This window comes from Hyphomonas sp. UBA4494 (genome assembly GCF_002388935.1).
Lineage (GTDB): Bacteria > Pseudomonadota > Alphaproteobacteria > Caulobacterales > Hyphomonadaceae > Hyphomonas.
In genome coordinates this window covers 27,048-44,079 of the sequence record NZ_DGNK01000038.1, presented here as the reverse complement: position 1 = coordinate 44,079, position 17,032 = coordinate 27,048, and the positions used below count along the sequence as shown (strand labels likewise).

Annotated in this window: 20 protein-coding genes; 13 read left to right on the top strand and 7 right to left on the bottom strand. The window is 60.7% G+C overall.

What is annotated here, in order from left to right:
- Window positions 1-26 precede the first annotated feature (26 nt).
- Window positions 27-1,316, bottom strand: a complete 1,290-nt coding sequence (locus B2P82_RS14870) for an O-acetylhomoserine aminocarboxypropyltransferase/cysteine synthase family protein (RefSeq protein WP_290497739.1) — start codon at window positions 1,314-1,316, stop codon at window positions 27-29.
- 50 nt (window positions 1,317-1,366) lie between these two features.
- Window positions 1,367-2,209: a KPN_02809 family neutral zinc metallopeptidase gene (ypfJ, locus tag B2P82_RS14865; RefSeq protein WP_290497738.1), complete on the bottom strand. Its 843-nt coding sequence runs from the start codon at window positions 2,207-2,209 to the stop codon at window positions 1,367-1,369.
- A gap of 101 nt (window positions 2,210-2,310) precedes the next feature.
- Between ypfJ and B2P82_RS14860 the strand changes: the two genes are divergently transcribed.
- The gene (locus tag B2P82_RS14860; RefSeq protein WP_290497737.1) at window positions 2,311-2,751 is read left to right on the top strand and encodes a secondary thiamine-phosphate synthase enzyme YjbQ; all 441 of its coding nucleotides are present in this window, start codon (window positions 2,311-2,313) and stop codon (window positions 2,749-2,751) included.
- Here B2P82_RS14860 and B2P82_RS14855 read toward each other — a convergent pair.
- Together B2P82_RS14855 and B2P82_RS14850 are read right to left on the bottom strand one after the other, a co-directional pair.
- A complete protein-coding gene (locus B2P82_RS14855; RefSeq protein WP_290497736.1) occupies window positions 2,743-3,354 on the bottom strand; it encodes an NAD(P)H-dependent oxidoreductase in 612 nt (203 codons plus the stop codon). The genes B2P82_RS14860 and B2P82_RS14855 overlap by 9 nt on opposite strands.
- A gap of 91 nt (window positions 3,355-3,445) precedes the next feature.
- Window positions 3,446-4,783, bottom strand: a complete 1,338-nt coding sequence (locus B2P82_RS14850; RefSeq protein ID WP_206991256.1) for a hypothetical protein — start codon at window positions 4,781-4,783, stop codon at window positions 3,446-3,448.
- A gap of 272 nt (window positions 4,784-5,055) precedes the next feature.
- Here B2P82_RS14850 and panD point away from each other — a divergent pair, with 272 nt between their 5' ends.
- A complete protein-coding gene (panD, locus tag B2P82_RS14845) occupies window positions 5,056-5,412 on the top strand; it encodes an aspartate 1-decarboxylase (RefSeq protein WP_206991255.1) in 357 nt (118 codons plus the stop codon).
- Between the two features lie 24 nt (window positions 5,413-5,436).
- Here the strand turns inward: panD and B2P82_RS14840 are convergent, their stop codons facing one another.
- Window positions 5,437-6,420 (bottom strand): LLM class flavin-dependent oxidoreductase, encoded by a 984-nt coding sequence (locus B2P82_RS14840; protein ID WP_349679756.1) that lies wholly within the window; start codon window positions 6,418-6,420, stop codon window positions 5,437-5,439.
- A gap of 165 nt (window positions 6,421-6,585) precedes the next feature.
- Here B2P82_RS14840 and B2P82_RS14835 point away from each other — a divergent pair, with 165 nt between their 5' ends.
- Window positions 6,586-8,544 (top strand): alpha/beta hydrolase family protein, encoded by a 1,959-nt coding sequence (locus B2P82_RS14835; RefSeq protein WP_290497734.1) that lies wholly within the window; start codon window positions 6,586-6,588, stop codon window positions 8,542-8,544.
- Between the two features lie 6 nt (window positions 8,545-8,550).
- Here B2P82_RS14835 and B2P82_RS14830 read toward each other — a convergent pair whose 3' ends face one another.
- On the bottom strand, window positions 8,551-9,597 hold the full coding sequence (locus B2P82_RS14830) for a class I SAM-dependent methyltransferase (protein ID WP_290497733.1): 1,047 nt from the start codon (window positions 9,595-9,597) through the stop codon (window positions 8,551-8,553).
- A gap of 7 nt (window positions 9,598-9,604) precedes the next feature.
- A complete protein-coding gene (lgt, locus tag B2P82_RS14825; RefSeq protein ID WP_290497732.1) occupies window positions 9,605-10,561 on the bottom strand; it encodes a prolipoprotein diacylglyceryl transferase in 957 nt (318 codons plus the stop codon).
- An 85-nt stretch (window positions 10,562-10,646) separates the two neighbouring features.
- Between lgt and B2P82_RS14820 the strand changes: the two genes are divergently transcribed.
- The 10 genes from B2P82_RS14820 to fliN all read left to right on the top strand — a co-directional run bounded on the left by B2P82_RS14820 (window position 10,647) and on the right by fliN (window position 16,943).
- Window positions 10,647-10,898 (top strand): accessory factor UbiK family protein, encoded by a 252-nt coding sequence (locus tag B2P82_RS14820; protein WP_290497731.1) that lies wholly within the window; start codon window positions 10,647-10,649, stop codon window positions 10,896-10,898.
- Between the two features lie 129 nt (window positions 10,899-11,027).
- Window positions 11,028-11,531: a type III secretion system chaperone family protein gene (locus B2P82_RS14815; RefSeq protein WP_034810645.1), complete on the top strand. Its 504-nt coding sequence runs from the start codon at window positions 11,028-11,030 to the stop codon at window positions 11,529-11,531.
- Window positions 11,532-11,541: 10 nt separating this feature from the next.
- Window positions 11,542-12,351 (top strand): pyrroline-5-carboxylate reductase, encoded by an 810-nt coding sequence (gene proC, locus B2P82_RS14810; RefSeq protein WP_290497730.1) that lies wholly within the window; start codon window positions 11,542-11,544, stop codon window positions 12,349-12,351.
- A gap of 13 nt (window positions 12,352-12,364) precedes the next feature.
- The gene (locus B2P82_RS14805) at window positions 12,365-13,003 is read left to right on the top strand and encodes a hypothetical protein (RefSeq protein ID WP_290497728.1); all 639 of its coding nucleotides are present in this window, start codon (window positions 12,365-12,367) and stop codon (window positions 13,001-13,003) included.
- Window positions 13,004-14,086 carry a phosphotransferase gene (locus B2P82_RS14800; protein ID WP_290497726.1) on the top strand — a complete coding sequence of 361 codons (1,083 nt, stop codon included), beginning with the start codon at window positions 13,004-13,006 and terminating at the stop codon, window positions 14,084-14,086. It begins immediately after the preceding gene.
- A gap of 210 nt (window positions 14,087-14,296) precedes the next feature.
- Window positions 14,297-14,569, top strand: a complete 273-nt coding sequence (gene sciP / locus B2P82_RS14795; RefSeq protein WP_206991248.1) for a CtrA inhibitor SciP — start codon at window positions 14,297-14,299, stop codon at window positions 14,567-14,569.
- 106 nt (window positions 14,570-14,675) lie between these two features.
- Window positions 14,676-15,353 carry a hypothetical protein gene (locus B2P82_RS14790; protein ID WP_206991247.1) on the top strand — a complete coding sequence of 226 codons (678 nt, stop codon included), beginning with the start codon at window positions 14,676-14,678 and terminating at the stop codon, window positions 15,351-15,353.
- Window positions 15,350-16,279, top strand: coding sequence for a FliG C-terminal domain-containing protein (locus tag B2P82_RS14785; RefSeq protein ID WP_290497725.1), 930 nt, complete (start codon window positions 15,350-15,352; stop codon window positions 16,277-16,279). The genes B2P82_RS14790 and B2P82_RS14785 overlap by 4 nt, the downstream gene beginning before the upstream one ends.
- The gene (locus B2P82_RS14780) at window positions 16,276-16,680 is read left to right on the top strand and encodes a hypothetical protein (protein WP_290497724.1); all 405 of its coding nucleotides are present in this window, start codon (window positions 16,276-16,278) and stop codon (window positions 16,678-16,680) included. The genes B2P82_RS14785 and B2P82_RS14780 overlap by 4 nt, the downstream gene beginning before the upstream one ends.
- A complete protein-coding gene (fliN, locus tag B2P82_RS14775) occupies window positions 16,677-16,943 on the top strand; it encodes a flagellar motor switch protein FliN (RefSeq protein ID WP_034810661.1) in 267 nt (88 codons plus the stop codon). Before B2P82_RS14780 ends, fliN begins: the two co-directional genes overlap by 4 nt.
- Window positions 16,944-17,032 lie beyond the last annotated feature (89 nt).

Sequence of the window (17,032 nt, the reverse complement as noted above, 5' to 3'; positions counted from 1 at the left end):
TTGCTTTTGGATTTGTCGAAGCGTGACTAGCCTGCCGCGTTCAGCGCCTGATCCAGATCTGCGATCAGGTCGCCGGCGTCTTCGATGCCGATGGAGAGGCGGACCGTGTTGGGCGCGGCGCCAGCGGCGATCTGCTGTTCTTCGGTTAACTGGCGGTGCGTGGTGGAGGCCGGGTGGATGACCAGGCTGCGCGCGTCACCGAGGTTCGCGACATGGCTGAACAGGTTCAGGCCGCCGACAAATTTTGTGCAGGCTTCATAGCCGCCTTTCAGCTGGACCGTGAACAGGGCGCCAGCCCCTTTCGGGCAGATTTTCGGGATGCGATCCTTGTAGGGCGAGGAGTCGAGCCCGGCATAGGTGACACCAGCAACCGCATCATGACCTTCCAGCCACGCGGCAATCTTCTTGGCGTTTGCAATGTGTTTCTCCATCCGCATGGAGAGCGTCTCGATGCCCATCAGCGTATAATGCGCCGCCTGCGGGTTGAGCGTCATACCGAGGTCGCGCAGGCCAATGGCAATGCCGTGGAAGGTGAACGCGGCGGGGCCGAATGTCTCGTGGAAGTTCAGGCCGTGATAGGCCGGTTCGGGCTGCGACAGGGACGGGAATTTGTCAGAGGCTGACCAGTCGAATTTTCCGGAATCGACAATCGCGCCGCCGGTCACCGTGCCATTGCCGGTCATGTATTTCGTCAGCGAGTGAACGACCAGCGTCGCGCCATGCTCGATCGGACGGCAGAGATAGGGCGTGGCCGTTGTATTATCGACGATCAGCGGGATGCCCGCGCCATCGGCGATTTCGGCGATCGCGTCGAGGTCCGTGATATAGCCGCCCGGATTGGCGATGGTCTCGCAGAAGATGGCGCGCGTGTCGTCGTCAATCGCGGCCTTCACGGCGTCGAGATCGTCAAAGTCCACGAAGGTGGCCGACCAGCCGAAGCGTTTGAAGGTCTGGCTGAACTGGGTGATCGTGCCGCCATAGAGGCGCGTCGAGGCGACGATGTTGCGGCCGGGGGCCATCAACGGGAACAGCGCCATGATCTGGGCCGCATGACCGGACGAACAGCAGACAGTGCCCGCGCCGCCTTCCAGCGCGGTGATCCGGTCCCCAAGGGCGGCCACGGTCGGATTGGTCAGGCGGGAATAGATATAGCCGACTTCCTGCAGGCCGAAGAGCGCGGCGGCATGGTCTGCGTCGCGGAAGACATAGGCCGTTGTCTGGTAAATCGGCACCTGACGCGCGCCAGTGGTGGGGTCCGGGTTTGCGCCCGCATGAATCTGCAGGGTGTCGAACCCCATTGGCTTGCCGTCGGTCATGTCGGCTCTCCCTCTTTGAGTGGTGTTGCTTCCCCCGTTCGGGCAGGGGCTCAGTTGAACGTATCACACTGGCGGGGGTCGCCGCTCTCATAACCCCGGGTCAGCCATTCCATGCGTTGTTGGGCCGAGCCATGCGTGAAGCCTTCGGGCGAGACGCGACCGGTCGAGCGCTTTTGCAGCATGTCGTCGCCAATGGCATTGGCGGTCTTCAGTCCCTCTGCCATGTCACCGCGTTCGAGTGCGACCTGGCCATTGGAGGCCTCTGCGGCGCGGGCGGCCCATACGCCGGCATAGCAATCGGCCTGCAGTTCGAGCGCGACCGAATACTTGTTGGCTTCGGCCTGATTACGAGCCTGTTGCTGTGCCTTGCGGACCTGTTGTGAGGCGCCGGTCAGCGTCTGCACATGATGGCCGAACTCGTGTGCGATGACGTAAGCGCGGGCGAAATCTGCGCCGGACGCGCCCAGCTGGGTTTCCATCTGCTGCCAGAAGGAGAGGTCGAGATAGATGGTCTGGTCGGCCGGGCAATAAAAAGGCCCCATCGCGGCCTGGCCATAGCCGCATCCCGTGCCCGTGCCTTGCGTGTAGATGACGGTATTCGGCTTCTTATAGCCGTCGAGCAGCTCGGCCCAGACATCGTTGACGTTCGTTCCGACAACATCGACGAACTGGCCGGCCTCATCCTCTGGGGTGCCGACTTCGCCGGATTGCTGTTGCTGGCCGGATGACATGCCGCTGCTGGCTTCAAGCAGGGGCTGGGGGTCAATGCCCAGGAAATAGGACACGACCAGCGCGATCAAGACAAAGCCGATGCCGCCGCCCGCAAGCTTGCCGCCGCTCATGCCGCGCCTGTCCTCGACGTTTCCGCCTCTGCGTCCACCTTTCCAGCGCATGTCCCACTCCGTGCAATTGGTTAATCCAGTTAAGTATTTGGATACAGGGCGCAGCGTGAGCCGTCACCCCGCAAAGTCATCTGCCGATTGCCGGGCGCAAGATGGACGGGTATTCGGAAGCGATGCAGACCCAACTCACGATTTCGACGCGCGGTTCCGGCCTTTATGAGTTCACCCGCGATGCGGCAGCCTTCGTAGCCGGAGAGGGCGATGGCCTGCTGACCCTGTTCTGCCAGCACACCTCCTGTTCGCTGCTGGTGCAGGAGAATGCCGATCCGGACGTGCAGCGGGATTTGCAGGCCTTCTTCCGGCGCCTTGTGCCGCCCGCCAATGACCCTTCCATGGACTATCTGGTGCATCGCACCGAGGGGCCGGACGACATGCCCGCCCACATCAAGGCCGCCCTCACGCAGACCTCGCTCTCTATTCCGGTGTCGGGCGGGCGCATGGCGCTTGGCACATGGCAGGGCATATATTTGTTCGAGCATCGCGACGCCCCGCACACCCGGCGCGTGGTCGCTCATTTCCTCACATCAAGCTGAGGGTTGCTGGGCGGGCAAGCCAAACGCGCCTCGCAAATGCGCATCGAAGCGTTCGAAGTCTGCCGCGATTGTCGGCGCCTTGGAAACATCATATGCCGCAAAGCTCGGCAGGGCCTGCATACCGAAAAATCGGAAATTCAAATGCACCGGCCAGAGCAGGTCTTCGACGGAGCGACCTTCAAAGAAATTCTGGTTCGGATCGCCAAATGCCGTTCGCGGCGCATTGAGTGTGAGCGACAGCATGTATTGCGTTTCGGTCAGGTGACCGCCGCTGCCATATTGACGGGACGGGTCCTTGCGGCTGCGCCCGTCTCCCTTTGACAGGCGGCCATCCATACCGGCGGTGTATACCTCATCGAGATAACGCTTCAGAGACCAGGGCAAGCCCATGGAGTTCAGGGGGAACTGAATGAGTATCTTATCGGCCCAGAGTTGATTGGCGACCTCTTCTTCCGTGTCCCATCCATCTGCCACATGATTGGTGCGAATGTTCCAATCGGCCGCCTCGAATATACGCCGAGCGCATTCGGCAAAGGCAGCGTTCAGCGTACCGGGAGAGGTTGGAAAGGGCTGGTGACCATTGACGATGAGGACATTTGTCATCCTCTCCTTCTGGCTGGGCCATCAAAGGATCGCAACTGCATGAGGCCATAAGTGCTGCTAACAGGGGAGGGTTGGTGGTCGCGTGAGCGGATCAGCCGCCCAGTGCTTTCCAGCGTATCATGGCCTCGCATGTGTTTTCGCCCTGGAAGGCAGACTTGGCGGCGCCATTGAATTGATCGGAGACGGATGCGGCCCAGACCGCAGCGGCCGCGTCATAGGATGTGAATCCGATCTCGGAAAGGCCACGCTCAATCCGGTTGCAGATCAGGCCGGCAACGTCCGGGTCAGCCGAGCTGTTGAGGTAGGAGATGCGATCTGACAGGTCGAGCCGTGAGAAGATGTAATCATACACGGTCAGGTCTTCACCAACGTCAAAAGCCAGGATGTCGCCTGAAGTGACGCCGGTAAAGTCCGGGTATCCGGTATCCGAAACACCTGCTGTGAAAATGGACGGGATCGGCTGGTCCAGATACACGGCCCATTGACCGATGGCGCCTTTGCCGCGCGTGTCCTTGATATCATTCGTGTCCGGCAATTGTGCGGAGACAACGAGGATCGGCTTGTCGCTCCATGCCTTCACGGAAAACGCGCTGACCGATTGCTCCGTTATCGACTGACCGAACAGGGTGCTGGTGGAGTTATTCAGGAAGTTGGAAGCCTCCATCATCAGGGGCGCATTGAAATAGGTGACCAGTGTGGAAGTCGGTGCGATCAGATTGGCGGCGGTGGTCAGCGCCCCCATCACATTGGCGCTGGCTGAAGATTCCTTTTCATCCGACAACTGCAGGCGAAAGCGTGCCTCAATGGTCGTGTTGGGTCCGACCTTGAAGTAAGGCGTGGCATAGACCGAGATGCTTTCGTTCGTCGTCCAGGATTCGCCCTCGCGGTTATTCGAGGAAAAGGTGGAGGAGAAGAGCGCGTTGGTTGCGGTGATGTCCGGCTTGGCCACATCGAATTCGGCGATCAGGGTGCGGGTAATGCTGCGCGATGACATCATGCGAGAGAACCAGCCCCGGCTCTCCTCGTCATAATTGCGAGCCTCAACTTCCTGACTGCGCACGCCGGACGTCACGCCTTCCATGTCATAAGCGTCGGGTTTCAGCGTGACGATCTGGATGCGCGTGTAACGGTCCTGCAGCATGTCTCCGAACTCAGAATAGACGGCTGCCTCGTCAATCGCGACATCGATATAGGGGAGGTAGTCCTTGGCGGGCACGGCGCCGCCGCTGGCGCGGCCGGTATGGCGCCGCACGGTGGGGGTTGGCGCGCCGAGAAAGTCATCATCACCGGGATTGGGTATGCCGCGCACGGGTCCATTGGGTGCCTGCCCGTCTGCGGGCGGCGGAGACGCGGGTGCGGGGTCCGGGCTGGACGCGCAGCCGGCGACGATCATTGCGATGGCGATGGCGCTTGCTGACACCTGTTTCATGTCGTTCTTCCCCTGTATTATTCCCCAGCCTTACAGATTGTTAACAGACGAAATCCTGCAAGGCGACCCATTTTGATACGGAATTCGCGAGATAGGGGTATGGGAGCGAGGGTATGTCATGACCTCGCGTGAAGGTGAGGCCCAAGCGTCCAATATCGTCTTTACTCACATTTGCTGCGATGCAATAAGCGCCTTGCGCAAGGCCGCAGGCCTTCCTATATGCTCATTATGAGCATAATGATGCGCTCATAATAATCCGGGAGGATCCATCCTTGTTGCTCAACATGCTGAAAGCGAAACTGCATTCTGCGACCGTCACGCAGTGCGACCTTCACTATGAAGGCTCGGTATCGATCGACCAGGACCTGCTGGACGCCTCGGGCATCTTGCCGAATGAGCGCGTGGATATCTGGAACGTCACCAATGGCGCTCGCATCCAGACCTATGCTTTGGAAGCTCCCCGCGGTTCGAAGACGATCGGTGTGAACGGCGCGGCGGCCCGCCACTTTGCGGCCGGTGACAAAGTCATCATTGCGGCCTTTGCCGGGATCGATGCCGACAAGGCCCGCCAGCATGCGCCGACCGTTGTGCTGCTCGACGACCACAACGAGATCAAGCGCCCCGTCTAGCCGGGGCGGTCATCAAACGACAATTCAGTCTTTCAGGACGTTCGCGATGATTTCGAACGAGCTCAGGCGCTTGTCGACATCATACATGTCGGAGACGATCATCAGCTCGTCGGCCTGTGTGCGGGCGAGCAGGGCCTCGACGCCGCGTTTCACCGTATCCGCGTCCCCAATAATGCTGAAATTCAGCATGTGTGACGCGCGCATTTTCTCTTCCGGCGTCCAATAGGTGTCGATGTCGTCAATCGGCGGCTGGGTCAGCTTGCGGTCGCCGCGCACGAGGTTTGCGAACGACATCTGCTGGGAGGTCGCTAGATACTTGGCTTCCTCGTTCGTCTCGGCAGCGATGATGTTCACGCCGATCAGCGCGTAGGGCGTCTTCTGCCGATCTGATGGCTGGAAGTTCGCACGATAGGTGGCCAGCGCATCATCCAGTGCCTGGGGTGCGAAATGCGAGGCAAACCCGTAAGGCAGGCCATAGGCCGCAGCGACCTGCGCGCCGAAAAGGCTGGAGCCGAGAATCCACAAAGGCACGTTCGAATTGGAGCCGGGGACGGCTTCGATCTGCTGGCCGGGCTCGACCGGGCCGAGGAAGGCCTGCAGTTCCAGCACATCCTGGGGGAAGCGGTCGGCGCTGTTGGGATCCCGACGCAGCGCACGCAGCGTCATCTGGTCGGTGCCGGGGGCGCGGCCCAGGCCAAGGTCGATCCGGCCCGGATAGAGCGCCTCCAGCGTGCCGAACTGTTCCGCGATGATATAGGGCGCGTGATTGGGCAGCATGATGCCGCCAGCGCCAACGCGCAGGGTCTTCGTGCCAGCCGCAATGTGCGAGACGACGAGCGAGGTAGCCGCCGTCGTGACGGCTTTCATATTGTGGTGTTCGGCGACCCAAAGCCGCTTGTAGCCAAGGGCCTCGGCGTGCTGGCCGAGGCGCCGGGCATCATTCAGCGCGTCGGCGCGGGTAAAGCCCTCGCGCACGCGTCCGAGTTCCAGGATCGAAAGTTCAGCCACATCAAGGCCCCTTGCATTGCGTCCCTGAGACATGGGGACCGCGCCGCCAAAGCCAAGCCCGGCTTGCGCAGCGGAAGGGGGGAGTTGGTCGAAATCGGGCGGTTTCGGTGTTGCCTCGCCTTTCCATCCAAAATAGCCTGAACGCAATTATTCGGGAGATCCTGCATGCGAGTATTGGTCCTCGCCGTTCTGGCGGCATGGCTCGGCTTTGGCTTCAACACGGCCAGCGCCGAGGTCACCCACCCGCCGCTGGAAGCCTATGGCGACCTGCCCTCAATCCGGTACATGGCCCTGTCTCCGGATGGATCGATCGTTGCCTTTGCCGAGCGCCGGGAAGGGGCGGACTATCTGGTCACGTTTGACTTCGCGACGCGACAGAAGACCTATCACGTGAAGATCGACGACGTTGCCACGCGAGACATCTGGTTCGCCGATGAGGAGAACATCGTCATCCTTGCTTCGGAAACGAAGTTCGTGATCGGGTTTCGGGGGGAGTTTGAATATTCGGGCGCTTTCTCTTTCAGTCTGAAGACTAAGAAACTGACATTCCTGTTGAGGGGTACGGACAACATCTATCCAGCCCAGGGCGATCTTGGGCGGATTGTCGGTGACGATGCCGACCCCGGCTACATCTTCATGCCGGCTTATGTCGGAGATCGCTATTCTCATCCGAATTACAGCCTGCTGCGCGTCAATTTGAAGACCGGCAAAGGAAGACGGTTCAAGAGCGGTGTCGACAATACGGTTGATTGGTTCGTGGACAAGGATGGGACGGTACTTGCGCGGGAGGACTATAATAACACCACGGATACCTACAGGGTTTATACCTATGTGAACGGGAAGCGTGAGCTCATCTATGAACTCGAAACATCGCAACTGCCCCCCGGTGTCACGGGTATCAAGGCTGACCGGTCCGCCTTGCTGTTTTCCGACGGTAGTGATGCCGATGATTCCGGAAACGTTTATGAGCTCGATTTCTCGGGGCAGTTGACGCCTGCATCGCTCGGCGGGAAGGGCGGTACGATCGAGCGGATCATCAAGGATGGGAACCGGTTGGTTCTCGGTGTCGAATATTCCGGCGCAGTGCCTTCGTACAAGTTTTATGATCCGGATGTGGACGCGGCCGTCTCGGGCATGGTGAACCAGTTTTCCACGGCCTCCGTAAATCTCGTATCCTGGACCGATGACTGGTCGAAGCTACTCTACCTGATCTATGGCAGCGACACGCCCGGCAGTTTTGTCCTGCAGGATCGGGAAACCGGCCAAATGATGCTCGTCGCGGATGAGCGTGACAACATACCCCCAGACGCCGTCGGCCAGATGGTTTCTGTCAATTACAAAGCCCGGGATGGGCTCAACATTCCGTCGATCCTGACCTGGCCGGCGGGCGTGGATATTGAAACGGCCAGCAAGCTGCCTCTGGTCGTGATGCCACATGGCGGACCAGAATCGTATGACGCGGTGGGGTTCGATTGGATGGCGCAGTATTTCGCCAATCGGGGCTACCTCGTGCTTCAGCCGAATTTCCGGGGGTCGTCAGGCTACGGAACTGAGCACCGGATTCTCGGCAAGGGGGAGTGGGGCGGCAAGATGCAGGATGACATCACTGATGGCGTGCAGACGCTGGTGGAGCAGGGCCTGGCAGACCCGACACGTGTCTGCATTGTCGGGGCCAGCTATGGCGGCTATGCGGCGCTCGCGGGCGGTGCGTTCACACCCGACCTGTACAAATGCGTCGTGGCGATTGCACCCGTGTCGGACATTCGACCCCTCCTCGTGGATGTGAAGTGGGATAATGGGCGCAAGCATTGGGCGCTGGACTACTGGCAGGAAAACATAGGCGATCTTGATGAAGAGCGCGAGAAGCTGAATGCTATCTCGCCAGCCAGAGCCGCAGACAAGTTCACGGCACCCGTACTGTTGATCCATGGCAATGACGACACCGTCGTGCCGATCAAGCAGAGCGAGATCATGGAACGGGCTCTCGAAAAAGCCGGCAAGAGCGTCACCTTCCTCGAACTGGAAGGTGAGGATCACTGGATGTCGGATGGCGATACGCGAATTGACGCATTACGCGCTATGGCGACATTCATAGACCAGCATATCGGCGCTGAAGCCGAGTAGGGGCGCCTAGAACCCAACCGGCGCGGGCAGGCCCGTGCTCGACAGGCAGATCGCCTTGAAGCGGCTACCCATGTCTTTCGGGTCGATCAGCCGCTGGGCATTGTTGAAGATCGCGTCGGCATGGTCCGGGTTGGCCTCGACCAGCTGGTTGAGACGGGCCTGCGCGCCGAGCCCCATCAGGAACATGCCCTGCGGTGTCGGCCCGGCCACATCCAGTCCCATGCGGGCAGCGAGTCGTTTCAGGCGACCGAAATCAACGTCCACGGTCAAATCGGTCTCGCCCGGCTGGGCGAGGGGGGAGACCTGTTCGCCCTGGCTGAAGGCGCGGAGGCTGTCGCCCGGCGTGGCATCGGCGGGGCCGTAGTCAATGAACAGCGCGCGCATCGGCGCGGGGCGGGTGAGGAGGTCTGCAATCAACAGGTCGAAGCCGATCTGGACCTCGACGGCCTCTGACGTTTTGGCGGCGCCATCGGGGGCGCGCTGCTCGTCGGCGGCGAGACCGAAGGCCAGCGCCCCGTCCGCATCCAGCCCGACCACGCATTCGCGCCACTGATCTTCCGCCTTGCGGAACTGGCGGGCGGGCAGGCAGTCGAGATATTCATTGGCGACGAGGATCATCGGGCCGGCGGGCACATTGGCGAGCGTATCGGCAAAGGACGGGGTGTAATCGCTGAGGCGCTCGGCCTGGACCTTGCGCAGTTTCGGGCTCGGCTCGACGAGGGTGAGTTTGGCGGCATCGGCAAATTCGCGGCCGCCCGCGACATAGGCGAGGCGCAGCGCATCCGCCATCAGCGTGCCGCGACCGGGACCAATCTCGACCAGATGAAACGAGTCCGGCGCGCCCATGGCCCGCCATTCATGCACGACCCACAGGCCGATCAGTTCGCCGAAGACCTGGCTGACTTCCGGCGCCGTGATGAAATCCGTGCCAAGGCCGGGGCGCGTGGCGTAATAGCCTTGGCTGGCGTCATGCAGGGCGAGTTGCATGTAAGTTGAAACCGGGATGGGGCCGCCGGTTTCGATCAGGCGGATGATGCGTTCCTTGAGGGTCATGGGCAGATCAGTCCGCAGTCGCAGGCTTTTTCTTCAGCGCATTCCAGACCAGCCAGATCCCGCCAATCCACATCGGGATGGAAAGCAGCTGGCCCATCGTGATCCAGTCCGGCAGGCTGGTCGCGAAACTGTCCGGCATACGGAAATTTTCGACAATGGTGCGGCCCGCAGCATACATCAGCAGGAACAGGCCGGCGACGAGGCCGGGGCGTTTCAGCGCGCCGAAGCGCCAGATCAGGACCGATAGCACAAGCAGCGGCAGCCAGCCTTCCAGCACGCTTTCATACAGCTGGCTCGGATGGCGTGCTGTCTCAAATCCGGTGCTGACCCATTCGCCGGTTTCCCAATTATAGGCAGGAGGCGTGGAGCCGCGCACATAGCCTTCCGGGAAGACCATGCCGATGGGCGCGTCGGTGTGGCGGCCATAGAGTTCGGCGTTCACGAAATTGGCGAGGCGGACGAGGCCGATGCCGATCGGCGCGACCACGCCGGCAATGTCGCCGATGGAAAGCAGTGACACTTTGCGACGGCGCGCGAACAGGTTGAGCGCGATGGTAACGCCCAGAATGCCGCCATGAAACGCCATGCCGCCATCCCAGATCTTGAAGATGGTCAGCGGGTTCGCCGCGATCACGTCGAACTGGTAGGGCACCATGTAGAACAGGACATAGCCGAAGCGTCCGCCGAGGATGATGCCGACAATGATCCAGAACATGATGTCGTCGAGCTGGTCCTTGGTCAGCGGGCTGGCGCCGCCGAACAGGCTTGGCCGCCGGATCATGGCCGAGGCATACCACCAGGCCAGGGCGATCCCCGCCATGTATCCCAGCGCGTACCAGCGCAGATGGAACTTGCCCAGACCGAGAAAACCGAGGTCGATCGAGACCAGCGCCGGACTGACATCCGGGAATGTCAGCGCCGCAGCGGGCAGGAGGGTTGCAGCGAAGCTCATCATATCCAGCATGCAGCGTCTTTTCCCTGTATGGATAAGGACCTATCTGTTAGGGGACCGAGAACTTGTCCGCCCGATGCCGCGAAGGAGTAGCCGCATGGCCACAACAAATCCACTGCTAGATGACATTGCAGGTCTGATGACCGGCGCAATGGGTGCTGCACGGGCCGCAAGCGAAGAGGCGAAGACCGCTGCCCAGGCCCGCGTGAAGGGCCTGATCGCCGATATGGACTTGGCGGGCCGCGACGAAGTCGAGGCACTGAAGACGCTCGCCACGGCGGCGCTGGAGCGTGTCGAAGCGCTGGAAGCGCGTGTGGCAGAGCTCGAAGCAGCTGCAGAATCCAAATAGCGCAACCCACAGACTTTGTATGCCTACCTGTTGTTCGGGGTGGACGCAGACCCTGCGCCGCGTTTCAACGGGGATGGCCATTGGGCACGAATCCTGTGTCCATGACTTCAGAAAGAAGGGGAGACTTTCATGAGCCTTGATCTTTCACGCGAAGAATTCGAAGGGATCGATCCGCTCGATCGCGTCGAAGAGGCCCTCGAAATCGCCGGGTGGCAACACGAACGCGACGAAGAAGGCACTATTCAGGCTGTGGCTGAGACTCGTTGGGGTGATATGGGCGCGCTGTTTGCGTTTCGCCCTGAGCCAGCCGCGATCCATTTTTCCGTCACCCTCGACATCAAGCCGATTGCCGACAAACGCCGTCAGCTGTCCGAACTGATCATCATGGCCAATGAGCGCCTCTGGCTCGGCCACTTTGATTACTGGGCAGACGAAGGTGTGGTCATTTTCCGATATACCTTTTCCATGATGGATCGGGATGAAGCCTCGCTGGGCGAGCTCCGTTCGACCATCGCGGCGGCCGTCAGCGCCGTTGACCGGTTTGTGCCTGCGTTCAACTTCCTGATCTGGGCTGGCAAGAGCCCACGCGAAGCGATGGATGCGGTCATGTTCGAAACCCACGGCGAAGCCTGAGACCCGGCGCGTGGCGGCGGCACAGTCAATTGTCCTGATCGGGGCAGGCCGCATGGGCGGCGCACTGGCGTCCGGTTGGCTGTCGGGGCGTTCCAAGCCTAGTATTTCCATCGTCGCGCCGCGCCCGACCCCGCAAGTGCAAGAATGGGCTGAAGCCGGCCGCATCACGCTCAACCCGGACCCGTCGCCTGCGCGCATCGTCGTTCTGGGTATCAAGCCCCAGCAATTCGCGCGCGCTGCAGAAAGCATCAAGCAATACATCGATGAGAGAACATTGGTGATCTCTGTCATGGGCGGGATCAAGCTGAGCCAGCTCGAAGACCGCCTCGGCACACCGCATGTGATCCGCGCCATGCCGAACACGCCGGGGTCCGTCGGCAAGGGCGTCACGCTGCTGTCGGCGGCCTCGTCTCTGGACGCGGCTGACATCGAGGCGGCCCGCAAACTGCTCACACCGCTGGGACTTGTTGAAGGGCCGATGGACGAAAAGACGATGGTTGCCGCGACAGGCATTTCAGGATGCGGCCCGGCCTATGTCTTCTTGCTTGCCGAGGTAATGGCCGAAGCCGGAGAAGCCGAAGGCGTGCCAAAGGACATGGCGGCACGCCTTGCCATCGAGACGATCATCGGCGCGGCGGCCCTGATGGAACAATCTGGCCAGACTCCAAATGCGCTCAGAAAAATGGTCACTTCCCCCGGCGGCATCACCCAGGCCGCTCTTGACATCCTTATGGATGACGGTGGGATGCCTATATTGCTGAGGAAAGCCCTGCGCGCCGCTGTGACCCGCGACCGGGAGCTTTCCAGAGAGCCGGATTAGAGGACAGTTACCGATGACGACGCAGGCAGGCATATTGGAAAAGGGCCTGCTCGCCGCACTGGAACTCGCCGACGAGACGTCCTGGGCCGATCTGACACTGTCGGCCATTGCGGAAGCCGCAGATACCAGTCTTTCCGAATTTCACGGGCTTGCTGGCAAGGATGATCTTGCTGCACATGCCGATGCCTATTTCGATAAGGCCATGTCGGAAGAGGGCGTGTCGCCTGACGAAAGCCCGCGGGAACGCCTGTTCGACGTTATCATGCTGCGGTTCGAGGCAATGGAAGCGCACCGTGCCGGTCTCCTTTCGCTGATGAAGTATCGCGACCATACGCCGTCGCTCTTGCTCTCGCTTCCACTCGCTCGAAAGCGCAGCGCCGACTGGGCGCTTGTCTCAGCCGGGCTCGACAATCGCTCCGGCGCGCCGGTGGGGCTCAAATCCGTCGCGATTGGTTATGTGATCGACACAGCCGAACGCGCCTGGCGCAAGGAAACCAGCGGCGATTTCGCGTTGACCATGGCCGCGCTCGACAAGGGCCTGCGCGGCGCCGAAGACCGGATGGAGGAGCTTCAGCGCTTCACTGGCTGGGGAAAAAAGAAAACACGGCAGGACAACACTGCCGACGAGGAAACGAAACCGGAGGAAACATGAATGAGTCGACCAGGCCTCGACGCAGACCCGCTCTCATTGGGAGCGGATTGGTTCAATGCGCTATTTGGAGAGATCGGTATTGACGCCGAGGTTGCTGGCCTCACCGCAAAATCCATCGGCACCGGACAGATCGGCGAGAATGTCCGCTTTGTTTTCGACTATGCGCGCAAGGGGCCGAATGCTCCGGCGACACTGGTAGGCAAGTTTCCGTCTGACAGCCCGGAAAGCCTGATGACCGCCAAGCTGCTCGGCCATTATGAGCGGGAAGTAAAATTCTATCGGACTTTTCCGAAAGTGGCCGGCGTGATTACACCTGCGGCATTTTACACCGATTATGACCCGGGCACGAACCGGTTCGCGCTGATCATGGAAGACATGGCGCCGTCAGAGCAGGGCGACCAACTTCAGGGGTGTAGCGTTGCCGAGGCCGAGCGTGCCTTGTCGGCAGCGGCTGTGTTGCATGCCGCGTACTGGAATGATCCTTCGCTTGACACGCACGCCTGGTTGCAGGGCAGTGACCTTGCGCCGCCACCCGCGCTGACACCGGAAGCAGTGAGTGGGCTCTGGCATGGATTCAAGGATCGGTATGGTGAACGGCTGGAGGCTGACGACATCCTTGTGGGCGATGCCTATGCGGCCGCGTTGCCAGCCTGGAGTGAGGGTTATGACGGCCCGCACGCGCTTACGCACAATGATTTCCGGCTCGACAACATGTTGTTCGGCGCGGACGCGGCACCCAAGCCACTGGCCGTTGTAGACTGGCAAACAGCTGGCAAGGGCGCGCCAGCTGGCGATGTCGCATACTTTATCGGCGCCGGCCTGACGCGCGAAGACCGGCCAAAGCATGAGCAGGCATTGCTGCGCTTCTATCATGCGCGGCTGACCGAGCGGGGTATTTCCGACTACTCGTTCGAGGCGCTCTACGACCATTATCGCTGGTTCAGCTTTTACGGCATGTCGGTCGCTTTCGGGGCTGCGATGCTGGTGAAGCAGACGGATCGCGGAGACGAGATGTTCCTCACCATGCTGCGCCGTCACGCAGCGCAGGCGCGCGACAATGATGCGCTGGCATTGCTGCCGTAATCCAGACGAAAGTTATACTTTCTGTAATGAATCCAGCCGATTCCCACAATTTGTCCCGGCCCGGTACAGCTTTCCAAACATTCCTCTAACCGGGGGAGTAAAACTGACCGGGTCGCTTACGCCTCGGCTTAAACCCCACCCTGTATGTTGATTTCCATGGCGCCCGGAGAAGCCGGGCAGTCCTGTCATAGCAACTAGAATGGTGTGGACATGGAACAGCACAATGCACGTAACATCAGCGTCCCCGGCCCCGATGGCCAGATGCTGACCCTGGCGGATCTTCCGTCACCTAACATTTCGCGTTGGGTTACGCGTCGCAAAGCTGAAGTCGTTGCAGCAGTCTCCGGGGGGCTCCTGTCCCGCAAGGCTGCTTGTGATCGCTACAGCCTGAGCGAAGAAGAATTCGAGACGTGGGAGAAGCTTTATTCCCGTCACGGAACCAAGGGACTGCGGACCACACGTTTGCAGCAATACCGCCGCTAGGACGCGTCACGGTTAACGGACTCCTCTCCGTTAAACACAAATTTAAATGCCAGCGCCTATCACTGGTCCTGAATGCCGGAAGTTTACCCGGCAACAGGAGTGGCGAATGGACCATAAGCTCGCAAAATTCCAAGGCAGCGCGATGCTCTCCACACGAGCAGTCGCGCTGTTTGCGCTTGTCATTGCTGGCGTGCTGGGCAGCTGGCGTGCCAGCGACCTGTTCACCCAGCCCGTTGAATCCTGGGTGCCTGGATCAGCCATTGAAACTTCCCTGATGGGTATTCTTGAGCCGGTGGCTGGCACGGGAAATATCCGCCTTTCCGTGTCCGGCGATGGTCGCTCAGGCCGATCGGTCCTCATCCTGCTGGCGTCAGATGCGAGCGAGACCGCACCAACCCTGCAACGTCTTGCAAGTTCCGCCATTCTCCTGTCGCCTGAAACCGGCGATCAGTTGATCATCGAACAGGCTGACTTCGCGCGCGGTGTTGCCGGTCGTCCGGATGCAACTGGCTGGACTGAGCTTGGCCTGTACGCATTGCTTTGCGGTTTGTTGGCATGGGTTGGTTTTCGTGCCCCGCTTGATGCGGCTCCCGCGGCGACGAGCACCGGCGCGCCAGCTGACCGAAAGTCGACCCGCATCGAATCTGCCGACATCATTCCGGTGTCCAAACCACGCCCGGTCCGCCAGCCGGACCCGGACGCTGCATCCCTTGTGCGCAAGGACCCCGCGCGCACCGCATCAATCCTGCGCAGCTGGATGCGCGGTGAAGGAGATGCCGCATGAGCGCGCTGGCGATTTCACGACCGCGCGGCACGGCCGGGCTTGCTCGGTCGGCGCGTCTGATGCGCGCTCTGGGGCCTGAGGCCGCGCCAGTCTGGAGCGAATTGAGTCCGCAGGAAGCCCGCGCACTTTCCGCCGCAATGGATGCGTTGGACGATGATTTGCGTGATGAGACTGAGGCGCTGGAAAGCTACAAACAGGCGCATGCGCGCAGCGGCACATCTACCGAAGCCGATACGCCAATCTGGGCTGAAGTGTCTGAACTTGAAACGCGAGATTTGTTGAAACTGGCTGAGGGCCAGCACCCGCAAGCACTTGCCCTGATGCTTTCCCGCCTGGATGGCAAAGCCTCGGCGCGCATGTTGAAGGCGCTCGAGAAACCTGTCGCCGTCGATGTGATGCAACGCCTGTTACACTTGGGTCCGGCGCATCCAAGCGCGGTCGCAGCGCTCGAAACAGCCGTGTCGGCATGGATGGCCGGTGCGGCGCCAGCTTCCCGAACCGGTGGTCATGAAGGTGTCGCCCGTATCTTCGACCGGATGGATAGCCGTTCAGAACAAAGCCTTTTGTCCGCGCTGGAATCCGCTGTGCCAGGCGCAGGACAGCGCGTCCGCTCATTGATGTTCACTTTCGACGATCTGGCGAATCTGGATGCGGGGGGACTGCAGACCTTGCTGTCTGCCGCAGACCGTACACGCCTCACCTTTGCGCTGAAAGGCGCACGCGAAGAGACCTGCGCGGCCTTCTTCCGAAACATGACGCAACGCGCTGGAGAATTGCTGCGCGAGGAAATCGACATGCTTGGCGCCGTGCGCCGCAGCGAGATTGAAGCCGCACGAATGGAACTGGTTGATCTGGCCCGCACGCTGATCGAGCGCGGAGACATTCGCGCAGGGCGTCCGCAAGATGAGGATGAACTCGTCGAATGATCCACCGCGCTGTCAAATCTGTTACGCAATTTGAATTTCGCAGCGATTTCAGTCCGGGCGAAGCGGCTCCGGTCGAGCTCGACCCACCGGTGAAGCTGACCACGCCGGAATTGCTGGAAATGCTGGCGGAAGCCCGTGCGGAAGGCGCTGCCAGTGTGCGCGCCGAAGCGGCCCGCGCCGACAGCGAGCGCTTGCAGGGCGTGACGAATGCACTCAACGAAGCCCTCGCCAATCTCGTGGCGCTGACAGGTCATCTGGAGGCCTGCGCCTATGAGGAGGGTTTCAGTGACCGGGCCCATGCGTTAATAAGGGCCACCGCCCGCACCATTCTTGACGGGCAGGGTGATCTGTTCGACGCCCGGCAATCTCTCACGCGTGTTACACCCGAAGGTGCCTCATGACTGATTCTGCCAATCCCGCGCTGAAAAAGAGCCTGATGGATGTGCCTGTCCGGGTGGATGTGGTGCTGGGTGAACTGCGGATGCCCATCGAGGAACTGATGGCCATGGCAGAAGGGGACATCGTTGCCCTGGAGCGCCATACGGGTGAGCCGGTTGACATCTATCTGTCAGATCGCCTGATGGCGCGGGGCAAACTGGTTATAGCGGATGGCCAATTGGGTGTGACCCTGTCGGAAATCGTCGACGATCGCGCGGCTGCCTGACGCTTAGGCAATTATCATTAAAACATTGCAAGGCCGCCCAATTCCTAACGGAAGAAAGGAAGTTGTTAACCTTTGCCGGTGTTAACTGC